The 20,162-nt window shown below is 53.6% G+C and carries 21 protein-coding genes; 11 read left to right on the top strand and 10 right to left on the bottom strand.

Going from position 1 to position 20,162, the window contains the following annotated elements:
* The first annotated feature begins 450 nt into the window (after positions 1-450).
* The 4 genes from tomB to ACW14G_RS03880 all read left to right on the top strand — a co-directional run bounded on the left by tomB (position 451) and on the right by ACW14G_RS03880 (position 2,333).
* The gene (tomB, locus tag ACW14G_RS03865) at positions 451-825 is read left to right on the top strand and encodes an Hha toxicity modulator TomB (RefSeq protein WP_064547997.1); all 375 of its coding nucleotides are present in this window, start codon (positions 451-453) and stop codon (positions 823-825) included.
* 25 nt (positions 826-850) lie between these two features.
* Complete coding sequence (locus tag ACW14G_RS03870; protein WP_064547995.1) at positions 851-1,069, top strand: HHA domain-containing protein; 219 nt, start codon at positions 851-853, stop codon at positions 1,067-1,069.
* Between the two features lie 133 nt (positions 1,070-1,202).
* Complete coding sequence (gene maa, locus ACW14G_RS03875; RefSeq protein ID WP_249022207.1) at positions 1,203-1,757, top strand: maltose O-acetyltransferase; 555 nt, start codon at positions 1,203-1,205, stop codon at positions 1,755-1,757.
* Positions 1,758-1,862: 105 nt separating this feature from the next.
* Positions 1,863-2,333: a YlaC family protein gene (locus ACW14G_RS03880; protein WP_163445950.1), complete on the top strand. Its 471-nt coding sequence runs from the start codon at positions 1,863-1,865 to the stop codon at positions 2,331-2,333.
* Here the strand turns inward: ACW14G_RS03880 and pdxR are convergent.
* Entirely contained in the window at positions 2,302-3,753 is a 1,452-nt protein-coding gene (gene pdxR / locus ACW14G_RS03885; RefSeq protein ID WP_419057380.1) for a MocR-like pyridoxine biosynthesis transcription factor PdxR, read from the bottom strand. The two genes, ACW14G_RS03880 and pdxR, sit on opposite strands and share 32 nt — an antisense overlap.
* 103 nt (positions 3,754-3,856) lie before the next feature.
* Between pdxR and ACW14G_RS03890 the strand changes: the two genes are divergently transcribed.
* Positions 3,857-4,555 carry a GNAT family N-acetyltransferase gene (locus ACW14G_RS03890; RefSeq protein ID WP_249022209.1) on the top strand — a complete coding sequence of 233 codons (699 nt, stop codon included), beginning with the start codon at positions 3,857-3,859 and terminating at the stop codon, positions 4,553-4,555.
* Here the strand turns inward: ACW14G_RS03890 and ykgO are convergent.
* The 3 genes from ykgO to ACW14G_RS03905 all read right to left on the bottom strand — a co-directional run bounded on the left by ykgO (position 4,552) and on the right by ACW14G_RS03905 (position 6,148).
* On the bottom strand, positions 4,552-4,692 hold the full coding sequence (gene ykgO / locus ACW14G_RS03895) for a type B 50S ribosomal protein L36 (RefSeq protein WP_003859006.1): 141 nt from the start codon (positions 4,690-4,692) through the stop codon (positions 4,552-4,554). The two genes, ACW14G_RS03890 and ykgO, sit on opposite strands and share 4 nt — an antisense overlap.
* The gene (locus ACW14G_RS03900; protein ID WP_065356849.1) at positions 4,692-4,955 is read right to left on the bottom strand and encodes a type B 50S ribosomal protein L31; all 264 of its coding nucleotides are present in this window, start codon (positions 4,953-4,955) and stop codon (positions 4,692-4,694) included. Before ACW14G_RS03900 ends, ykgO begins: the two co-directional genes overlap by 1 nt.
* Positions 4,956-5,074: 119 nt before the next feature.
* Entirely contained in the window at positions 5,075-6,148 is a 1,074-nt protein-coding gene (locus ACW14G_RS03905; RefSeq protein ID WP_065356850.1) for a LacI family DNA-binding transcriptional regulator, read from the bottom strand.
* 269 nt (positions 6,149-6,417) lie between these two features.
* Between ACW14G_RS03905 and ACW14G_RS03910 the strand changes: the two genes are divergently transcribed.
* On the top strand, positions 6,418-7,683 hold the full coding sequence (locus ACW14G_RS03910) for a maltoporin (RefSeq protein ID WP_065356851.1): 1,266 nt from the start codon (positions 6,418-6,420) through the stop codon (positions 7,681-7,683).
* 263 nt (positions 7,684-7,946) lie between these two features.
* On the opposite strand, the gene ACW14G_RS03915 is transcribed toward ACW14G_RS03910, so the two are convergent.
* From ACW14G_RS03915 to ACW14G_RS03940, 6 genes are all read right to left on the bottom strand, one after another.
* Positions 7,947-8,261: a glucose PTS transporter subunit EIIB gene (locus tag ACW14G_RS03915; protein WP_202218155.1), complete on the bottom strand. Its 315-nt coding sequence runs from the start codon at positions 8,259-8,261 to the stop codon at positions 7,947-7,949.
* Between the two features lie 72 nt (positions 8,262-8,333).
* On the bottom strand, positions 8,334-10,391 hold the full coding sequence (locus ACW14G_RS03920; RefSeq protein WP_249022210.1) for a beta-galactosidase: 2,058 nt from the start codon (positions 10,389-10,391) through the stop codon (positions 8,334-8,336).
* 28 nt (positions 10,392-10,419) lie between these two features.
* Positions 10,420-11,622, bottom strand: a complete 1,203-nt coding sequence (locus ACW14G_RS03925) for a glycoside hydrolase family 53 protein (RefSeq protein WP_249022211.1) — start codon at positions 11,620-11,622, stop codon at positions 10,420-10,422.
* 4 nt (positions 11,623-11,626) lie between these two features.
* The gene (locus ACW14G_RS03930; RefSeq protein ID WP_035891868.1) at positions 11,627-12,478 is read right to left on the bottom strand and encodes a sugar ABC transporter permease; all 852 of its coding nucleotides are present in this window, start codon (positions 12,476-12,478) and stop codon (positions 11,627-11,629) included.
* A gap of 9 nt (positions 12,479-12,487) precedes the next feature.
* Positions 12,488-13,795: a carbohydrate ABC transporter permease gene (locus tag ACW14G_RS03935; RefSeq protein WP_163445944.1), complete on the bottom strand. Its 1,308-nt coding sequence runs from the start codon at positions 13,793-13,795 to the stop codon at positions 12,488-12,490.
* A gap of 53 nt (positions 13,796-13,848) precedes the next feature.
* Positions 13,849-15,081 (bottom strand): extracellular solute-binding protein, encoded by a 1,233-nt coding sequence (locus ACW14G_RS03940; RefSeq protein WP_167576475.1) that lies wholly within the window; start codon positions 15,079-15,081, stop codon positions 13,849-13,851.
* 346 nt (positions 15,082-15,427) lie between these two features.
* Between ACW14G_RS03940 and ACW14G_RS03945 the strand changes: the two genes are divergently transcribed.
* The 5 genes from ACW14G_RS03945 to ACW14G_RS03965 all read left to right on the top strand — a co-directional run bounded on the left by ACW14G_RS03945 (position 15,428) and on the right by ACW14G_RS03965 (position 20,075).
* Positions 15,428-16,537, top strand: a complete 1,110-nt coding sequence (locus ACW14G_RS03945; protein ID WP_064547968.1) for an ABC transporter ATP-binding protein — start codon at positions 15,428-15,430, stop codon at positions 16,535-16,537.
* A 230-nt stretch (positions 16,538-16,767) separates the two neighbouring features.
* Complete coding sequence (locus ACW14G_RS03950; RefSeq protein ID WP_163445943.1) at positions 16,768-17,799, top strand: isopenicillin N synthase family dioxygenase; 1,032 nt, start codon at positions 16,768-16,770, stop codon at positions 17,797-17,799.
* A 25-nt stretch (positions 17,800-17,824) separates the two neighbouring features.
* Positions 17,825-18,631 (top strand): MetQ/NlpA family ABC transporter substrate-binding protein, encoded by an 807-nt coding sequence (locus tag ACW14G_RS03955; protein WP_167576476.1) that lies wholly within the window; start codon positions 17,825-17,827, stop codon positions 18,629-18,631.
* A complete protein-coding gene (locus ACW14G_RS03960; protein WP_074416812.1) occupies positions 18,628-19,419 on the top strand; it encodes a methionine ABC transporter ATP-binding protein in 792 nt (263 codons plus the stop codon). Before ACW14G_RS03955 ends, ACW14G_RS03960 begins: the two co-directional genes overlap by 4 nt.
* Positions 19,416-20,075, top strand: coding sequence for a methionine ABC transporter permease (locus ACW14G_RS03965; protein ID WP_167577333.1), 660 nt, complete (start codon positions 19,416-19,418; stop codon positions 20,073-20,075). Before ACW14G_RS03960 ends, ACW14G_RS03965 begins: the two co-directional genes overlap by 4 nt.
* Positions 20,076-20,162: the final 87 nt, after the last annotated feature.

Raw genomic sequence — 20,162 nt, forward strand, 5'->3', positions numbered from 1 at the left:
CATTAATAAATGTGAATCGATGAGTCCCTGTAATTATAAATATAACGTGGACTGTTAATTTTAAGAATTTGAGATTTATCTTTAATTTATTTCGAATAATCTGGAAAATGCGTATTCTCTTTAAAAAAATTAGGAATTTTCCTAACATAAATGAACGCACCAACCCTGGCAAACCGCTGTCTAAGCTTATGAATCGACATAGCCTGTAACCTCTTCTGAAGCAAAACAAGACGTTAGCTTTTCTCTGCTCATTCATATGGGTGAGAAGAAGAAAAATTTAACCGTCTGAGATTTAATTGTAATTTTTCGTAATAGCTCGGTGAAATCTTTTGCGGAGTAGATTATAGTTACAGCAGATCAGGAACAGGTGCACGTTTCAGGTTGCCAGCAGTACCATCCCACACCGGTATTTGTTATTCGTTGTTTGCACTACGACAAGGGGGATGCGTTATGGACGAATACTCACCAAAAAGACATGATATCGCACAGCTTAAGTTTCTTTGTGAAACCCTGTATCATGATTGTCTTGCCACACTCGAAGAGAGTAACCATGGCTGGGTGAATGACCCTACCTCGGCGGTTAACCTGCAGCTTAATGAGCTGATAGAACATATTGCGACGTTCGCACTTAATTATAAAATTAAGTACGACGACGATAATAAACTGATTGCACAGATTGACGAATATCTGGATGATACTTTCATGTTATTCAGCAACTACGGCATTAATAGCGTCGACCTGCAAAAATGGCGGAAGTCAGGGAACAAACTCTTCCGTTGTTTTGTCAATGCTAGCCGTGCTAACCCTGTTAGCCTGTCTTGTTAAAATTATTACAATCAATGGGTGAATTATGTCTGATAAACCACTAACTAAAACCGATTATTTGATGCGTCTACGCCGCTGTCAGTCTATTGACACGCTGGAACGCGTTATTGAAAAAAATAAATATGAACTCTCTGATAATGAGCTGGCGGTATTTTACTCAGCAGCCGATCATCGTCTGGCAGAATTGACGATGAATAAACTGTACGACAAGATCCCTTCAACCGTGTGGAAATACATCCGTTAATTTTTCTGTTTCATGCATGACTTCTCCCTGTTATGTGACTGATTGTGTGAATGGCATCACATCGACGAATGGGGAACGTTCCCAAAGCGCTAATCACCTTTTAAGGTGATGGCTCTATAAAAGGGAGACGCCCATGAGCGATGAAAAACGTAAGATGATTGCCGGCGAGCATTATCGCCCGGCCGATGACACGCTAAGAACGGACAGGATCCGCGCAAGGCAGCTGATTCACCGATATAACCATACGGCTCCGGATGAAAAAGCCGAACGCGCAGCGCTACTCAACGAGCTGCTCGGCAAAGGTGACGATGCTTATATCGAGCCAACGTTCCGCTGCGACTATGGCTACAATATCTTTCTTGGCGCCAACTTCTACGCTAACTTCGATTGCGTCATGCTCGACGTCTGTCCGATTCATATCGGCGATAACTGCATGCTGGCACCGGGTGTACATATCTACACCGCCACTCATCCCCTCAATGCCATTGAACGCAATAGCGGTATCGAGTTCGGCAAACCGGTGACAATCGGCCACAATGTGTGGATTGGCGGACGTGCGGTGATTAACCCCGGCGTGACGATTGGCGATAACGCGGTGATTGCTTCCGGCGCTGTTGTCGTGAAAGACGTTCCAGCCAACGCCGTTGTCGGCGGCAACCCGGCCCGCGTCATCAAGATGTTAGCTTGATAACAGCAACAGACTGTTATGCTTTTTTGCAACCAATCTGTTACTTTCTGCATGGATTAACGCAACATACAATAGGCTATTCCGCCTAACGTTGCCGAGCAAAAGATGTCAGAGATCCAGCGATTACTCACGCAAACTATTGATGAACTCAACGCCCGCGAAAAGCGCGACAACCGGCCGCGCTTTAGTATCAGTTTTATTCGCAACCACCCCGGCCTGTTCATTGCCATGTACCTCGCCTTCTTCGCCACCCTGGTGGTGATGATGCGTTCCGACACGCTGGCCGATTCGGTTTGGCTACTGTGGCTGCTGTTTGCGCTACTGAACGGCTTCTTCTTCTTCGACGTCTATCCGCGCTACCGCTACGAAGATATCGATGTGCTGGATTTTCGCGTGTGTTACAACGGTGAGTGGTACAACACTCGCTTCGTACCACCGGAGTTGATTGACAATATCCTGCACTCTAACCGCGTCGACGGTCAGTACAAAACGCAGCTGCAAAAAATGGTCACCACCAAGGGCGACCTGTCGTTCTACGACGTCTTCACCCTTGCCCGCGCCGAAGCGGCGCAATAAGCCGCTGTAACGTCCGTATTGCCGGTGCAAACTGTGAGGCGGACGTATTACCATAGCCCAACACCAACCCCGTACGGGCATGCTGACGGTCGAGATAAAATGTGCTGAGCGCGCTGGGCGTCATCTTATGCGCACGCGCCTGGCGCACCAGCGACACGTCATCAATGCCGTCAATAGCGACCGTCATATGTAACCCGCCCTCACCCGCCATTAATTGGTGCGGAACGCTTAATTCCTCTTCCAGCGCCGCGCGTAGCTGCGCCTGACGCTTGCGGTACAGACGGCGCATCGCCGCCAGATGTCGGGCATAGTGCCCTTCCTCAATAAAGCTCGCCAGCGCCCGTTGCTCCGCCCGATGTCCACCGCGTAGCAGCGCACGAATAGCAGGTTGTGCCGCCTCCACCAACATCGGCGGCAGGACCATAAATCCAATGCGCAGCGATGGGAATAACGTCTTGCTGAAAGTACCGAGGTACACCACCGGCGCGTTGTCGTCCATGCCGCGCATCGCCGGAATCGGCTCACCGCTGAAGCGAAATTCACTGTCGTAGTCATCTTCGATAATCCAGCAGCCATGCTGGCGCGCATATTCCAGCAGCGCCAGCCGTCGCGCCACGCTGAGCACCCTGCCGGTCGGATACTGATGCGAAGGCGAAGTAAAGATCAGCGTCGGCGGCGGCAAATCATCGGCAATTCGCATTCCTTCGTTATCGACTGCAACGCCCTCCAGCACAAGCCCCGACGCCAGAAACGCGCTTTTCGCGCCGAAGTATCCCGGCTCCTCTACCCATGCTCTCTGCCCCGGTTCACTCAGCAGATGGGTGCAGAGAGTCACGCCTTCCAGCGCGCCTTCCGTGATCACAATTTGCCGCGCATCGCAGTCGATACCCCGCGATAGCGCCAGATGCCTGGCAATCGCCGCCCGTAGCGGCCACTCTCCCGCCGCATCGCCGTAGCCAAGCAGGCTGCTACCCTGTTCGCGCAAAACGCAATCCAGCAATCGACGCCACAGCGGCAGAGGAAAGTAGTTGATAGCCGGCGTGCCGGGGGTGAACAGGAGCGGCGGCGTATCGCGAGGCTGTACCTGCGGCAAATCCAGCAGGCGTTCCGGCAGTGAGACCGGGATACAGTCTGTGGCCCCCGCCGTCTGCGGTAGAGACGCCACCCGGGAGCCACGACGATCGCGACGTAGATAACCTTCCATCGCCAGCTGATCCAGGGCGGCGTTGACCGTATTACGTGAAATGCTCAGCCGCTCGGCCAACGTCCGAGAACCAGGAAGCCAGCTCTGCGCCTGGAGCTGTCCGCACAGGATGGCGTCTCTGAGCGCCGCGTACAGGCTGCGTTGCAGCGTCTCCGCACCGCGCGCCGCAAGCGCATCATTCAAGAGAGTAAAAAAGGGATCGTCGGGAATATTCATGGCTGCTCCTCATGGCACCATCAAAAGATACTTTGGTGGCACTTTTTATGGAACCAGCAAAGCCCTACGCTCGACGTATTGTTTATTTCCCTAAGGAGAGGTTATGAGTCAGCTCAATCAATTTGGTCAGCTAATTGGCGATGCCCTGCCGGACTGGCAGCCGCGCCCGTATCCGCAGCGCGTGGTGCTGGAAGGTCAGTATTGCCGTCTGGAACCGCTAAGTCTGCAACATGCTGATGCGCTCTTTGCCGCCCATCAGCAAGCGGCGGATACCCGTAACTGGACGTGGCTACTGCGTGAGCCAGAGGGATCGGTGGAAGAGTATCGTCAGTGGATCGCCGGCGTGGCATCCCTTCAGGATCCGCTGCACTTTGCGGTAATAGATATCCGCACCCAGCAGCCAGTGGGCTCGCTGGCACTGATGCGTATCGACCCAAATCATGGGGTGATGGAAGTGGGGCATGTTCACTTTTCGCCACTGCTTAGCCGCACGCCCGCCTCGACGGAAGCGCAGTGGCTGTTGATGCGCTACGCCTTCGAGACGCTCGGCTACCGTCGCTATGAATGGAAATGCAACAGTTTCAATGAACCCTCACGCCGTGCGGCACTACGTTTAGGTTTTCAGTTTGAAGGACGTTTTCGCCAGGCGCTGGTGATTAAAGGCCACAACCGCGATACCGACTGGTTTTCCATTATCGACGGCGAATGGCCCGCGCTGGACCGCGCCTTCCAGGCCTGGCTTGCCGCCGATAACTTTACCGCCGACGGCAAGCAGCGCCAGTCCCTGGAGGCTTTCCGTTAACGACGTTTTTTGCGCCCCTGTACGGCTTTAAAGCGGGGGTTGGATTTACAGATCACGTAAAGACGACCTTTGCGCTTCACTATCTGACAATCCGGGTGGCGCTGTTTCGCACTGCGCAGCGAGTTAAGTACCTGCATCAGGACCCCCTTTTCACATCAACAAAGCGGCCAAAACGCTGGGTAAAGCGCGCGACGCTACCTTCGGCGGAAACGCTGCGCTGCTTCCCGGTGTAGTACGGGTGCGATTTGGAGGAAACATCAATCGTGACATAAGGATATGTCACGCCTTCCAGCTCAATTTCCCGGTCCGTTTTGATGGTGGAGCCGACTTTAAAGTACTCGTTAGCGCTGGTGTCGTGAAAGACCACGGTACGGTAATGGGGGTGGATGTTCGCTTTCATCTGAGCCTCAATTAATATGTTATAACATAACAATCACGATACGCCGTCAAAAAGCGCTTTGCAACCCTACAGTTTTAAGGGAAATAGCCGAAGTGCAGACTGCACTCCGGCAAGGGAAGTTAGCGGCTAAGCTGATGCGCAATCGCGCGCAGCTGCTCGGCAATCGCCTGCATATCTTTGCCCTGCTCCACCTTCGCACCAGAAGAGTGGCGCACGACAAGGCGAGCAGGGAGAATGGATGAAGTCCGTGACGAAGCGTTGTCGTCACTTTCAAGAATGCGGCGTACCGCCTCTTTGCCCTGCAAGTCCAGGTCTAGCGATACCGTGGTCAGCGCTGGGTAGAAAAATGAGCTTTCATAGGTATCATCGTAACCAATCACCGACTTTTCGCCGGGAATGGCGACCTGATGCTGATGAAATGCGCTCAGCACCCCTAACGCCATCTGATCGTTCCCCACCAGCACCGCCGAAAAATCCGGGGTCTCGCGCAGCATTTGCAGCGCACAGGCATAGCCGCTTTGTGCATCCCAGTTGCCGTGCAGCACGGTCACCGGCTTCAGTCCGTAGCTATTGAGCGTATCCAGCCAGCTTCTCAAACGTAGGTTGGCGGAGACAGAACTCACCGGGCCGGCCAGAATCGCCATCTCACGATGACCCGACTCATACAGATATTTGACGCTGGCACGGGTGCCATCTGCCGGATTAAACGAAACGTTATACACCGAACTATAGGGATCAACATCGAGGAAAAGACAGACGATATCATCGTTGTCATCTGCAATTTTCTGTGCTGTTTCAGTCTCTAATGGTACGTTGATAATCACTTTGCTGACCAGCTGTGATTTCAGTTCGTTGATCGAATCCTGAACACTATGATTGACGTTCTCATCAATCATCGAAATCAGTACCTGATACCCCTCTACATTTGCGTAGCGTTTCACCGCTGCCGCAACCTGAGAAGGCGCGTGCAACGCCAGTGAAGTGGTCACCAGTCCAAGGGTATGAGTGGTCTTGCCAACCAGCTGCTGGGCAAGTCGGTTTGGGACATAGCGGAGTGCCTCGATGGATTTCTCCACCTTGTGGCGTGTGGCTTCGGATACATTGGCAGATTTATTGAGTACCCTGGACACAGTCTGGTAGGAGACGCCCGCATGGCGAGCAACGTCTTCCAAAGTTGCGCTTTTAGACTTCATCGTCCGGTTCCTTATGTTGTTATCGCTAGATTGTAACAGGGGTCATCCCAAAAAACGTCTACCGACCTGATTTATGACATACGATAACATAAAAAAGATACACGCCCACATTTCCATGCAACAAGAAACCCCTTACAAAATGAACAGAAAATGGTTAATTTATTTGCAGTTAGTCACATATCAACAATCAAATGTTTGCCAGATTTTACATTTAGGCATTTTATTACACTCGTTATGTGAACGTAATACAAAACAAAACGAGGATAATAATGAAAACAACCCTACGCACGCTTTCAATTGCGTTAGCTACTGCGCTGACTTCATCTTCTCTGCTGGCGGCAACGTCAGTTCCTATTGATTTCCATGGCTACCTCCGCTCCGGCGTAGGCGTTTCTGGCGATGGCGGAATGCAGGAATGGCAAAAAAACAAACTCGGCCGTTTGGGAAACGAAGCCGACACCTACGGTGAACTTGAATTGGGTTCTGAGGTGTATAAGAAAAACGATGTCAGTTTCTACCTGGACTCAATGGTCAGCATGGTTTCCGACGGTTCAAACGATAACGAAACCACCTTCGGCGACGATGCGCAGTTTGGTCTGCGTCAATTAAACCTACAGATTAAAGGGCTTATCCCGGGCGATCCGAATGCGGTTATCTGGGGTGGGAAACGCTATTACCAACGCCACGATCTGCACATCATTGATACCAAATACTGGAATATTTCCGGCTCCGGCGCCGGGATCGAAAATTATACCGTCGGCCCTGGCGCAGTTTCATTGGCCTGGATCCGCGGCGACGCCAACGATGTCGACTATCGCGTTGACGGTGATAACGACGTAAACATTAACTACATTGACCTTCGCTATGCTGGCTGGAAACCATGGAGCGGTGCCTGGACCGAATTTGGTATCGACTACGCCATGCCGAACGCAACTGACAAACAGAAGGATTACGGCGGCCTGTATGATGCTGATAACGGTGTGATGCTGACCGGTGAAATCAGCCAGGATATGTTTGGCGGCTATAACAAGCTGGTGCTGCAATATGCCAACAAAGGCCTGGCGCAGAACATGGTCTCCCAGGGTGGAGGTTGGTACGACATGTGGAACTACGTCAATGATGCCACCGGCTACCGTGTTATCAACACCGGTCTGATCCCAATTACCGACAAGTTCTCTCTTAACCACGTGCTGACCTACGGTTCGGCGGATAACACCACCGAATACACCGATAAATCACGTCTGGTCTCGTTGGTTGGCCGCGCGCAATATCAGTTCACTGAATATGTACGTTTAATTGGTGAAGTGGGTGGTTTCTATCAGAAAGACTCCTACACTGACGGTAGCCACTATAAGCAGAGCGGCGAGAAATACACCATCGCGTTAGGCCTGGCAGATGGCCCTGACTTTATGTCTCGTCCGGAGCTGCGCGTCTTTGCCTCTTACCTGAATGATTCCGAACAGGGCAATGCCTTTAACGACGGCACCGCCAGCGATACCTGGAACTTCGGCGTGCAGGTGGAAGCCTGGTGGTAATACGTTAACCTGACTGAATCATTGTTTTGCCCTAATTCTATCTTTTGTTATTTTCGCCAATTTTATATTTGCCACTCCATTATTGTTTCTATCATCTGGCCTTGGGGATAATGCTATTATTAGGTTGTCCTCTTTTTTTATCGCGCCAATAATAAAAAACCCCGATATCAAATCAGGGTTTTCATATAAAGCTATTATTTCCCAAATAAACGAAGCGCCATCCGGCAGAGCCGTGAAAAATTTCCAGATGGCAACATACTAATTTATTTATTACCCGCAAAGTGTTCATCTAACAACTGACGCAGCGCATCAGATTGCTTGCCAAAAATAGCGTGAACCTGCTGCCCAAGAATAATAACCCCCAGCGCACCTTCATTCTGCAACGCCTGAGAATCCACGACAGACAGGTCCTTAACCGTGACGCGCAATCGCGTAATACAGGCATCAACATTTTCAATATTATTCTGACCACCAAATGCGCTAATCAGACGCTGAATCTGCTGTTGCTCATTGGCGCTTAATGGCACCGACGGTTTAGGCTGGGAGAAGTAGTGCAGGAAGGATTTAAGACTGACCATCATCGACGCTCCTTGATTATCTACAGAGGTAAAAAAGCCTGCTCGGATGAGCAGGCTTGGGATTGCAGCGGATTATGCTTTACGGCGAACGATACGGCAGTCCCAGGGTTGCAGCACCAGCTGACCGCTGGCATCAGCGCCTGTCGCGGCATGTTCATAGCCATCCGGCAAAGTAACTGTCTGCGTCTGCGCGGTAAAGTTCTGCACAAAGACAAAGGCGCTTTCGCCATCGGTACGCGCGGTAGCCACCACCCCAGGTGGAAAGATGCTGGCAACCGCTCGCGGCAGCGCCAGCTCATCCATTAACGATGTGAAGAAATCTCGCTGGAACGCCAGATCGTTGCGCGAAGCAATATGCCACGCCTTGCCCTTACCGACGCTATTGACGGTCACGGCCGGGCGCCCCGCATAGAAATCATCACGATACGCCGCCAGCGTCTGCGCGGTTTCAGGGTGAATCAGTTCACACAGATGGCGCACCTGGTAAGGCCCCTGCAGTCCAACCATGTTCCCCGCCAGCCCCTGAACCTGGTTACGCTCGCCGTCGTCCAGGCAATCTATCTCTTCCGCCCAGATACCTAACAGCTTGCGCAGCGGGCCAGGGAAACCGCCCAGGTGGCAGAGATCGCTTTCATTGACGATCCCCGTCCAGTAGGTGGTGACCAGGTGGCCGCCGTTAGCGACAAAGGCTTCGGCGCGCTCGGCAAAACCATCGCGCACCATATACAGCATTGGCGCAATCACCAGCTGATAGGCGCTGAGATCGCCATCGGCGTCAATCACGTCTACGGCGACCCCTTGCTCCCAGAACGGACGATAGTGTTCGTTCACCGTCAGCTCATACTCCATACCTTTGTTACGTGGCCCTTGCGCATCGTCCATGGCCCAACGGCTCTGCTGGTCAAAGATGATGGCGACCTTCGCATCAGTGCGACAGCCGACAACGTCCGGTAGCTGTCTTAAGATATGACCAAGCTGAGTGACCTCGCGGCCAACGCGGGTATCGAGATGCCCGACATGATCGATAATCGCACCGTGGAATTTCTCCACCGAACCACGGCTCTTACGCCACTGGAAGTACTGCACGGAATCCGCGCCGTGGGCTACCGCCTGTAGCGAAGAGAGGATGTGCATACCCGGTTTCTTCAGCTTGCTGGTCGGCTGCCAGTTGGTCACACTCGGCGTGGATTCCATCAGCACGAACGGTTTGCCGCCCTTCAGTGTACGCATCATATCGTGGTACATCGCGGTATAGCAGGCGAGCGTGGTCTCGTCTTTATCGCGATGCCACATTGGATAGCTATCCCAGGAGATGAAGTCCAGCGGCTCGGCGAGCTGCGAATAATCGTAATCGTAGAAATACTCCATAAAGTTGGTGGTCACCGGCAGGTCCGGGTTCACCGCCTTTAATGGCGCAATTTCATGACGACAAAATTCAGTCACCTGCGCGGTGTTAAAACGTCGCCAGTCGAGGTTCAGGCCATGGATAGACACTTCCCCCTGCGGCGACGGTGATTCAATCTGCTCCCAGTCGGTATAGGTGTGGCTCCAGAAGGTGCTCCACCAGGCGTGGTTCAGATTATCGAGCGTCTTATAACGCGCCTTCAGCCAGTCGCGAAACTTAGCCTGACAACGCGGGCAGTGGCACTCGCCGCCGTATTCATTGGAAATATGCCAGCCCAGCACCGCCGGGTGCTGTGAATAACGTTCCGCCAGCAGCGTATTGATTTTTAGCGTCTTCTCGCGGTAAACCGGCGAGGTCATACAGTGATTATGGCGACCGCCGTGCAGCGCCGGCACGCGGTCACGCCCCACGCGCAACACTTCCGGATAGGCTTTTGACATCCACGCCGGACGCGCGCCGCTTGGGGTGGCTAAAAAAACATGTATCCCGGCGGCATACAGTTTATCAATAACATTATCCAGCCAGGCGAAATCAAATACGCCTTCTTGCGGCTCAAGTTTGGCCCAGCTAAATATCCCCACCGACATGACATTACAGTTTGCCTGCTGCATCATCGTAATATCCTGGTCGATAATACCGGGATAATTCTCCCATTGCTCCGGGTTATAATCTGCACCATGCAATAGAGCATTAACCTTCGGGCTCAAAGGCGGAAATTTTTTCATAATAAAATCCTGAAAAAGAGTGTTCAAATTAATTAAATACTTTTACCGACGGCAAGACTTTCCCTTTACAGTCAAATAGCGCCTGATTTTCGCGCGCATTACCTTCTTTCCATTCATCATGGATATATTTCATGCCCGCTTTTGTAGCCCAGGTATTTCCCGGAACGGCAATCCAGGTTGGCTCCCAATAAAAAATGCCTTTGCCTCGATTATCGGGAACATCAATAATGGCCTGCATCAAGTCATGAATATAGTTATATTGCCCCTGAACCGTGCCCGGATAACCACCGTCTTTCTCTTCTTTCGCCTGGAAGCTGTTTTCCGCGTTATCGCAGTTCTCCAGGGTATAGCCGTAGGCGGCTTCGACCACGATGACATCTTTGTTGTAGCGTTTGCTGATGTCATCCATGTTGGCCTTCAATGCGCTGATAGGGCCATTCCAGTAGGTATACATCGACAGGCCAATCACGTCATACGGCACGTTGCGTTTGCTGATTTCATCAAACCACCAGCGGAATGTGTCGTTTTTAGTGCCTTCAGCCAGGTGGAGCATAATTTTAACCTGCTCGCCGTCCTTCAGATTCTCTTTCAGCCCGGAAATCGCCGCATTCAGCAGGCCAGCTAAACGGTCAAATTCGCCGCCGCCCTGCCCCCAGCTTTTGCCTTCCGGCCAGAGAATACCGCCGTTAATTTCGTTGCCAATCTGCACCATATCCGGCAGCACGCCCTCTTTTTTGAAGCGGGCAATAGTGTCGCGGGTATAGTTGTGAATCTCGGTTTTCAGCTGCGGGTAGTCCATCTTTTCCCAGGCTTTTGGTTTGTACTGCTTGCCTGGATCGGTCCAGAAATCACTGTAGTGGAAGTCCAGCAGCAGCTTCATACCCTGCGCTTTTGCTCGCTTCGCCAGCGCCAGCGTACTGGCGAGATCGTTATCACCACCACCATACGCGTTGCCGTCGGCATCTTTCGGATCAACCCACAGGCGCAGACGAACGTAGTTCACGCCGTTGGCTTTGAGAATAGCCAGCGCGTCCTGTGGCTGGTTTTGTTCATTATAGAAACGAGCACCATGCTTCTCGGCATCCAGCAGCGTCGAAATATCCGCACCTTTAATAAAGTCCGCTGGCATCGCGTTAAACGGCTTCGTTTGCAGCGCCTCGGCCGCAAACGACGATGCGGAAAAACTACAGGAGAGACAAACAGCAAGCAAAGCGGGTGCAAATCTTTTCATGTGGTTATCCTTTGGTGCTGCCGGAGGTCAGGCCGGACACGAAGTATTTCTGTAATGCCAGATAGAGAATCGCCACCGGTACGGCAATTAATACGGCTCCTGCCGCGTAGGTGGTGTAACTGGCGCCCATTTTTTGCGCCACCAGGTTGTATAACCCGATAGGCAGCGTGTATTTATCCGGCGTACGCAGGATGGTGCTGGAGAGAATGAAATCCCCCAGCGGGCCGGTGAAGGAAAACAGCGCCACCACCGCCACAATCGGCTTCGACAGCGGCATGATTATCTCGATAAAGATGCGGAAGTTACTCGCCCCGTCCATGCGCGCGGACTCATCAAGATCTTTGGGGATCGCGTCGAGATAGCCTTTCATCAGATAGGTATTCATCGGGATCATCCCCGCCACGTAGATCAGCACCAGCGCGAAGTGGCTGTTAATCAGCCCCAGCAGCTGAGAGAGCACGAAAATGGCGATCAGCGCGGAAAACTGCGGGATCATCTGCAGCAGTAAAAACAGCATCAGCCCGTTCTGCCGCCCTTTAAAGCGAAAGCGCGAGAACGCGTAGGCGGTGAAGCTGACACTGATCAGCGTCAGTACCATGGTCAGGAAGCTGATTTTCATCGAGTTCCAGTACCAGGTCATATAGTTCACCTGGCCGTTAAACAGATCCGCGTAATGCTGGAACGACAGATTCTCCGGAATAATGGAGGTACTCAACAGGCTGTTACCGGCGTTGAGCGACGCGCCAATAGTCCAGATCAACGGGTAAATAATGATGGTGGAAACCAGCACGATAACCAGCCAGGAGAGCGAGAGACGCACCCATTTTTCACGTTTGATACTTTGTGATTTAGCCATGTGATTCCCTTACGCCATATCGTCATTTTTGAAGGATTTCGTGGCGCGGAACTGCCACAACGCCAGCCCGACGACAAAAATCGACAGCAGGATGGTAATGGTTGCCGCAATGGCGTACTGGGAAGAGGACATAGTCAGCTTATAGATCCACGACACCAGAATATCCGTACCGCCCGCGTTCGACCCAGCCACCGCCGGCCCACCGTTGTTAAACAAGTAGATGATGTTGAAGTTGTTAAAGTTGAAGGTGTATTGCGTGATGATGATGGGCGCAATCGAGTACAGCACCAGCGGCAGCGTAATCGTGCGCAGTTTGGTGGTGGTGCTGGCACCGTCCATCGTCGCCGCTTCGTAGAGATCGTCAGGAATCGCCTGCAATACCCCCGTGGTCATGGCAAACACAAACGGGAAGCCAAGCCAGGTCTGCATCATAATCAGCGCGGTCTTGGTCCAGAACGGATCGGTCATCCACGCTTTCGGGCTGATACCGAAGAACGCCAGAATTGCGTTGTTAATGACCCCGAAAGAGTCGTTAAACATCCCGGCAAACACCAGAATGGTGACAAAGCCCGGCACCGCCCACGGCAGAATAAAGATAGTCCGGATAAGCGGCTTAAAGCGCAGATCCTTCTGGTTCACCAGAATCGCCAGCAGCACGCCCACGGTACATTGCAGCGTGGTAGCCAGCAGCGTCCAGACCACCGTCCACTGCAGCACATCAAAGAAGGTCGAACGCCAGATGGACAGCGTGAAAATATTGACAAAGTTCTTAAGCCCTACCCAGTCCACCAACTTTGCCGGCGGCGTGTGGTAAAGGTTGTAGTTGGTAAAGGCGATGGCAAAACCAAACAGGATCGGGAAAATCACCACGAATACCAGCAGGATGAACCCAGGGGTGATCATGAGATAGGGAAAGCCATCGCTCAGCAGCATCTGATACTGCTTGCGCACGCTGTTCAGCTGCTGGCCTTCATCGCGCTTCTTGCCGTTGACCCACGCATCACGCAAGGAGAGGTAATAGACGGTAACGCCAAAGGCGACAATCAGGACGCTGATAATCCCTTCCGCTAACAGGAAAATAGAGTTATCGCGCGGTACCTCTTCTCCCAACGTGTATAGCCCCCACAGCCCTTCACGCAAGAAATCATAAAACACCCCCATAAAGCTGCTGAGCAGCACCAGGAAGATAAGTCCCTTTAGCCACTGGCGGTGATAGAACTGGCCAAAGCCAGGCACAATGGCCAACAACAGGCCGCACCACGCATGGCGACCAGCCCCCTGCGCTCTGTTTACATTTTCGCTTGGATTGATAATCACACACGGCTCCTTCTTAAAACGGGAGGTCCCCCTCCCGTCCGTGACGTCAGCGCTTACTGGTTACTCGCCTGCATGGCTTCGATCTGCATCTTGACCTGTTTTTCGGCGTTATCGAGCGCCGCTTTCGGCTCTTGCTTACCGGTGAGGCTCAGCTCGAGCGCCGCGTTGGCCGGCCCCCACACTTCGCCCATTTCCGGAATACCCGGCATTGCCGTCGCGCGCGCCGCCTGCACCGCAACGGCGCTGGCTTTCTCATCGTTCTTGATAATCGGATCGTCAATCATCGCCTTCTGCGGTGGGATCTCACGCGTCGCGATATAGCGCGTTTTCACATACTGCGGCTGGTTAATAAACGCGATGAACTTCTGCGCCATCTCCTTATCTTTACTCCATGTCGACACCACGTAGCCCTTCACGCCAAGGAAGGAGCTCATCGGTTTACCGTCCGGCAGATTTGGTAGCGGTGCCACACCGTAGTTGATGCCGGCGGCTTCATACGGCTGGAAAGCCCACGGTCCATTGATAACCGCCGCCGCTTTCTTCTCAGTGAACAGCGAATCAATGGCGTTCAGACCGTTGTCGCCAATAATTCCCGCAGGGAAGACGCCGTCGGCATAGAATTTTTTCAGGTAAGTTACCGCTTCCACGGCGCCAGGCTTGTTCAGACCAACATCCTGCGCGTTGTAGCCGCCTTTGCCGTTATCGCCAAAGATATAGCCGCCCATCGGGCCAATCGCGCCCCAGCTGTAGTAAATCTGGTCGAACTTGGCGAGCAGCCCGTATTTGTTCTGCGCACGCTGGGTTTTCGAATAGTCATACCATTCTGGAAGGCTGGCCAGCGGCTTATCGATTAAATCTTTGTTGTAAATCAGCACCAGCGTTTCGACCGCTTTCGGCACACCATACAGAGCGTTGTCCATACGAAAAGCGTTAATCGATGCAGGGGTAAACTCATCAATTTGCTTCTGGTCAAGCTTCAGCGGCGACAGCAGCCCCTGAACCACCGCGCCACCGAGCTGATCGTTTGGAATAACCAGAACATCAGGGCCAATCCCTGCCGGGCCATCAAGGCGCAGTTTTTCCAGCTGCTGCGCGTAGGGCATCTCCTGCACGTTGACCTTAACGTCATACTGTTTTTCGAAATCAGCGATAGCATCCTTAATTCCGGCGGATTTCTTTATGTCTTCCCAGACGTTAAGCTGCGTAGCCGCGTGAGCCTGCAGGCTAATCAACTGCCCCGCGGCCAGAGTGGTAAGGACAAGTGCGGCAATAGTGTTCTTTTTCATTATCAACCTCATGTGAAGGTGTAACAATTTATCGTTTTTGACTACAGGGTACAGAACGCTGTGATACGTATAATGCTTGTTTAGCACCGAGTTACTCGGCCGCCTTTACTTTGTTATACGCTACGCTTTGAGTAATGATAAAACCACTAACAACTGCGAGTTGTGTGATCGTGATTGCAGAAATGAAACATCGATATAGGGCACGTAATTAGCGGAAGTTATAGTCTTTCCAAGATTTTTACGCTGTTGAGCATCGCCTGACTGAATTGTAATACGTAATACACAAATGACATTCAGCGGCCCTCCTCCAACGGCAGGCAAAGGTTAACAACTTCGGGGAACGTCGATGTCTAATATCCGACTGAGGAACGTCACAAAACGCTTTGGCAGCACCGTCACGCTGCATAATGTCAATCTCGATATTGAAGACGGCGAATTTGCCGTGTTTGTCGGCCCATCCGGCTGCGGCAAGTCAACGCTGCTGCGGATGATTGCCGGGCTGGAAGAGGTCAGCGACGGCGAAGTACTGATCGGCGACGAAGTCATGAACGATGTCGCGCCGTCGCACCGCGGTGTGGCGATGGTATTCCAGTCTTACGCCCTCTACCCACACATGACCGTCGCCGAGAACATGGGTTACGGCCTGAAAGTGAACAAAGTGCCGAAAGACGATATTCGTCGTCAGGTCGAAATGGTCGCCAAAACGCTACAGCTTTCTCACCTGCTGGATCGTAAACCAAAGCAACTTTCCGGCGGCCAGCGCCAGCGTGTGGCCATTGGGCGTGCCATCGTGCGTAACCCTCGCGTTTTTATGTTCGATGAGCCGCTGTCAAACCTCGACGCCGAACTGCGCGTGGATATGCGTCTGCACATTGCGCGCCTGCACCAGGAGCTGAAAACCACCATGGTGTATGTCACCCACGATCAGGTCGAAGCAATGACGCTGGCCGATAAAATCGTGGTGATGAACTACGGTAAGGTTGAGCAGATGGGTTCACCGATGGATCTTTACTACAATCCGATCAATAAGTTCGTCGCCGGGTTCATCGGCTCACCGAAGATGAACTTCCTGCCCGCTACCGTTGCCGACTGGCAGCCAGGCTCGCTGACCGTGAAACTCGCCCAGCAGCACACGCTGACGCTGGCTATAGAGACCACCCCACTCACGCCGGGCGCCACCGTCACGCTGGGCATTCGCCCGGAGCATCTCTCAACCAACACCACAAGCGGGACGGTACTGGCCTTTAACTGTGAAGTGGTCGAGCGTCTTGGCAACAATACCTATCTGTTCGGTCAGTGCTACGGCCACGATAACGTGAAAATTTTGCTGCCGGGGGACGTTCATTTCCGCCCATGGCAGCAAATTGACCTCGCCTTCGATAACCAGCACTGCATGATCTTTGACGAAGATGGCCTGCGCATCAGCGCAGATATTGCCGCGCCGAATCAGCATTAATCCCCTTCTCGCGCGCACGGCCTTGTGCCGTGCGCTTTAGCAAAATTTCGCAAAAGCTCAGACCCTCCCGCAGTTCTAAATTAGAAAATAACGTTATTGGTCGCCTCCTCCGCCATCAGGCAGTCTGTCTCCATTAACCCAAAGGAGATATCCCATGCAGCGCTGTTGTTGTCATCCCGCATTCGCACCACCTGAATACCACGGCATTCATCTGCAAAATGGAGAGCACCATGAGTCTGACCACCCTGCCAATCCTCAGCCTGGCCCGCTATCATCAGCCATCTGAGCGCGCTGAATTTCTGCAAGAGCTTCGCCACGCAGCCCGCGACGTTGGCTTTTTTTATCTGACCGATCACGGCATCAACGACGCCCTACAGCAGTCGTTACAGTCTGAATCCCGCCGTTTTTTCGCCCTGTCCGACGAACAAAAACAGCAGGTGGCGATGATTCACTCCCCGCATTTTCGTGGCTACAACCGCAGCGCCGCCGAGCTCACCCGCGGGCAACCAGACTGGCGAGAACAGTTTGATATCGGCGCGGAACGCCAGGCGATTACCCTACGGGAACACGATCCACGCTGGCTGCAATTACAGGGGCCAAATCTGTGGCCCGAAGCGCTGCCGACGTTGCGCCCGGTTCTACTGCAATGGCAACGCGCGATGACCGAGATGGCCATGACGCTACTGCGCGCCTTCGCCGAGTCGCTCCAGCTGCCGCCGGAAGCCTTCGATACCCTGTACGGCGAAAAGCCGAACGAACATATCAAGCTGATTCGCTATCCGGGCCAGCAGGAGACGCAGAACAGCACCCAGGGTGTTGGCGCGCACAAAGATTCCGGCTTCCTGAGCTTCCTGCTGCAAGATGACCAGAAAGGTCTACAGGTGGAGGTCAGCGACGGTCAGTGGATCGATGCGGTCCCGCTGCCCGGCAGCTTTGTGGTGAACATTGGCGAACTGCTGGAGCTGGCGACCAATGGCTATCTGCGCGCTACCGTCCATCGCGTGGTGACGCCACCAGCCAATCAGCAGCGCCTGTCTATCGCCTTTTTCCTCGGCGCTCAGCTGGACGCCGTGGTGCCGGTTTACTCGCTGCCTGAAACGCTGGCGCGGGAAGCCAACGGGCCACAAAGCGATCCGCAGAATCCACTGCTACGCGATGTGGGCTGGAACTATCTGAAAGGCCGCCTGCGATCCCACCCGGACGTGGCAGAACGCTATTACCGTGATGTGCTGCGCGCCCGCAGCGAACAACTGATTGCCTGACACCAAAACAATAAGGAAACACACCATGAAACATGCCGCATTCAAACTGGCAGGGGTTGCACTGTCTCTTTCTCTGGCCTGGAGCGCATCTGCCGAGCCGCTGCGTATCGCTGCTGACCCGGTTCCACATGCAGAAATCCTTAACTTTATTAAGAAACAGGATCCGAAGCTGGATCTGAAAATCGTCGAACTGACCAGCGGCGTTAACGCCAACGAACTGTTGGCCAACGGCGACGTCGACGCCAACTACTTCCAGCACGTGCCGTATCTGAAAGATCAGGAAAAAGCGTTGGGTAAAACCTTCGCCGTCGCCGCGACGGTGCACATTGAGCCGTTGGGCATCTATTCGCACAAGCACAAAGATCTGCAGTCGCTGCCGGAAGGCGCCACCGTGGCGGTACCGAACAACACCACCAACCTGAGCCGCGCGCTGTTCCTGCTGCAAAGCAAAGGGCTGATTAAGCTCGCGGCCAAATTTACCGACCCGGCCACCACGCTGGCAACGCCAAAAGATATCGTTGAGAACCCGCATAAGCTGAAGATTCTGGAAGTGGAATCGCCGCAGATCCCGCGCTCGCTGGATGACGTCGATCTGGCGGTGATTAACGGTAACTACGCGCTGGAAGCTGGGCTGACGCCGGCGAAAGACGCGCTGGGGCTGGAGAGCGCCGAACATAACCCGTATGCCAATATTCTGGTCACCAACCCGCAACTGGCTAACGATCCGCGCATCAAAGAGCTGGCTAAAGATCTGACCTCGCCGCAGGTGGCGGAATTTATTCGCCAGCACTATAACGGCTCAGTGATCCCGGTTAGCGCGCCACAGTCATGATCGTTATTGAAGGGCTGAGCAAGCAGTATGCCGGAGGCGGCCAACCGGCACTCAACAACGTGTCGTTTAGCGTTCCGAAAGGGGCGATTTACGGGATACTCGGGCGCAGCGGCGCAGGTAAAAGTACCCTGATTCGTTGCCTGAATTTACTGGAGCGGCCCAGCGCGGGCCGCGTTCTGTTCAACGGAGAAGATATTGCGCAGTACGATAAGGCGCAGCTGCGCGCCCATCGTCTGCGCACCGGCATGATTTTTCAGCACTTCAACCTATTACACGCCCGCAGCGTCGCCGACAACGTCGCGGTGCCGCTGGAAATTGCCGGTATCGCCAAAGCGCAGCGGCAACAACGCGTCGCCGAACTGCTGGCGCTGGTGGGGCTAAGCGACAAAGCTGACGCCTTCCCCTCCCAGCTTTCCGGAGGCCAAAAACAGCGCGTAGGCATTGCCCGCGCGCTGGCGGCGGAACCCGACGTGCTGCTGTGCGATGAAGCGACCAGCGCGCTTGACGCCGAAACCACTGCCAGCGTGCTGGCGCTACTGGAAACCATTAACCGCCAGCTTGGGCTGACGATTGTTCTGATTACCCACCAGTTGGAAGTGGTGAAAAATCTCTGCGATCACGTGGCGCTACTGGAAGGCGGCGAACTCCAGGAGAGCGGTAAAATCGCCGATCTGCTGGCCTCTCCCTGGTCGCGCCTGCGCGATATTTTGCTGGGGGACGGCGACGAAGAACGCCGCTTCCTGGCGCGTCATGGCCTCGACAGGAGACAATTATGCATAGTCGCATGAGCTGGGAAGATTTATGGCCGCTGCTGGTCAACGGCACGCTGGAGACGCTGTACATGGTGGGTCTGGCAGCGCTGTTTACCGTGCTGATTGGCCTGCCGCTGGGGGTATTACTGTTCATCTCGCGCCGTCAGGGATTAGTGCCGATGCCGCGCCTTAACGCAGTGCTGGGCGCAGTCATCAATACCGGTCGCTCGCTGCCGTTTATTGTGCTGCTGATTGCGCTGATACCCTTTACCCGTCTGCTGGTGGGCACCACGCTTGGCAGCACCGCGGCGATTGTGCCCATTACCATCGGCGCATTCCCCTTTTTCGCGCGCCTGACGGAAAACGCGCTGGATGAAGTGGACTACGGGCGAATTGAAGCGGTGTTGTCGATGGGCGGGAGCGTCTGGCACGTCATCGCCAAAGCGCTACTCCCCGAAGCGCTGCCCGCGTTGCTGGCCGCCACCACCCTAACCATTGTGATGCTGATTGGCTTTTCCTCAATGGCCGGCGTTATCGGCGGCGGTGGGCTCGGTGACTTAGCCATTCGCTACGGTTATCAGCGGTTTAACGATCAAATTATGGTCGGCACCGTGTTAATTCTGGTACTGATGGTGCAGGCGGTGCAGATGGGCGGCGACAGGCTGGTACGTTCGCTGGCGCACCGCCGCTAGCCTGCTGTCATTTGAACAAACGAGCGATTTCGCGTAATAACCGTCTGGATTGTCAGGTATACTTGTCGTACTTAGCCCAGGATAAGG

This window comes from Kluyvera sp. (assembly GCF_965301105.1).

Coding starts and splice junctions, on each gene's coding strand:
- ACW14G_RS03915 (WP_202218155.1), bottom strand. CDS start 8,261: ATGGTCAGTCTTAAATCCTTCCTGCACTACTTCTCCCAGCCTAAACCG.
- ACW14G_RS03960 (WP_074416812.1), top strand. CDS start 18,628: ATGATCGTTATTGAAGGGCTGAGCAAGCAGTATGCCGGAGGCGGCCAA.
- ACW14G_RS03920 (WP_249022210.1), bottom strand. CDS start 10,391: ATGAAAAAATTTCCGCCTTTGAGCCCGAAGGTTAATGCTCTATTGCAT.
- ACW14G_RS03940 (WP_167576475.1), bottom strand. CDS start 15,081: ATGAAAAAGAACACTATTGCCGCACTTGTCCTTACCACTCTGGCCGCG.
- ACW14G_RS03870 (WP_064547995.1), top strand. CDS start 851: ATGTCTGATAAACCACTAACTAAAACCGATTATTTGATGCGTCTACGC.
- ACW14G_RS03950 (WP_163445943.1), top strand. CDS start 16,768: ATGAGTCTGACCACCCTGCCAATCCTCAGCCTGGCCCGCTATCATCAG.
- ykgO (WP_003859006.1), bottom strand. CDS start 4,692: ATGCAGGTACTTAACTCGCTGCGCAGTGCGAAACAGCGCCACCCGGAT.
- ACW14G_RS03910 (WP_065356851.1), top strand. CDS start 6,418: ATGAAAACAACCCTACGCACGCTTTCAATTGCGTTAGCTACTGCGCTG.
- ACW14G_RS03945 (WP_064547968.1), top strand. CDS start 15,428: ATGTCTAATATCCGACTGAGGAACGTCACAAAACGCTTTGGCAGCACC.
- ACW14G_RS03965 (WP_167577333.1), top strand. CDS start 19,416: ATGAGCTGGGAAGATTTATGGCCGCTGCTGGTCAACGGCACGCTGGAG.
- ACW14G_RS03955 (WP_167576476.1), top strand. CDS start 17,825: ATGAAACATGCCGCATTCAAACTGGCAGGGGTTGCACTGTCTCTTTCT.
- ACW14G_RS03900 (WP_065356849.1), bottom strand. CDS start 4,955: ATGAAAGCGAACATCCACCCCCATTACCGTACCGTGGTCTTTCACGAC.
- maa (WP_249022207.1), top strand. CDS start 1,203: ATGAGCGATGAAAAACGTAAGATGATTGCCGGCGAGCATTATCGCCCG.
- ACW14G_RS03930 (WP_035891868.1), bottom strand. CDS start 12,478: ATGGCTAAATCACAAAGTATCAAACGTGAAAAATGGGTGCGTCTCTCG.
- ACW14G_RS03905 (WP_065356850.1), bottom strand. CDS start 6,148: ATGAAGTCTAAAAGCGCAACTTTGGAAGACGTTGCTCGCCATGCGGGC.
- ACW14G_RS03880 (WP_163445950.1), top strand. CDS start 1,863: ATGTCAGAGATCCAGCGATTACTCACGCAAACTATTGATGAACTCAAC.
- ACW14G_RS03925 (WP_249022211.1), bottom strand. CDS start 11,622: ATGAAAAGATTTGCACCCGCTTTGCTTGCTGTTTGTCTCTCCTGTAGT.
- pdxR (WP_419057380.1), bottom strand. CDS start 3,753: ATGAATATTCCCGACGATCCCTTTTTTACTCTCTTGAATGATGCGCTT.
- tomB (WP_064547997.1), top strand. CDS start 451: ATGGACGAATACTCACCAAAAAGACATGATATCGCACAGCTTAAGTTT.
- ACW14G_RS03890 (WP_249022209.1), top strand. CDS start 3,857: ATGAGTCAGCTCAATCAATTTGGTCAGCTAATTGGCGATGCCCTGCCG.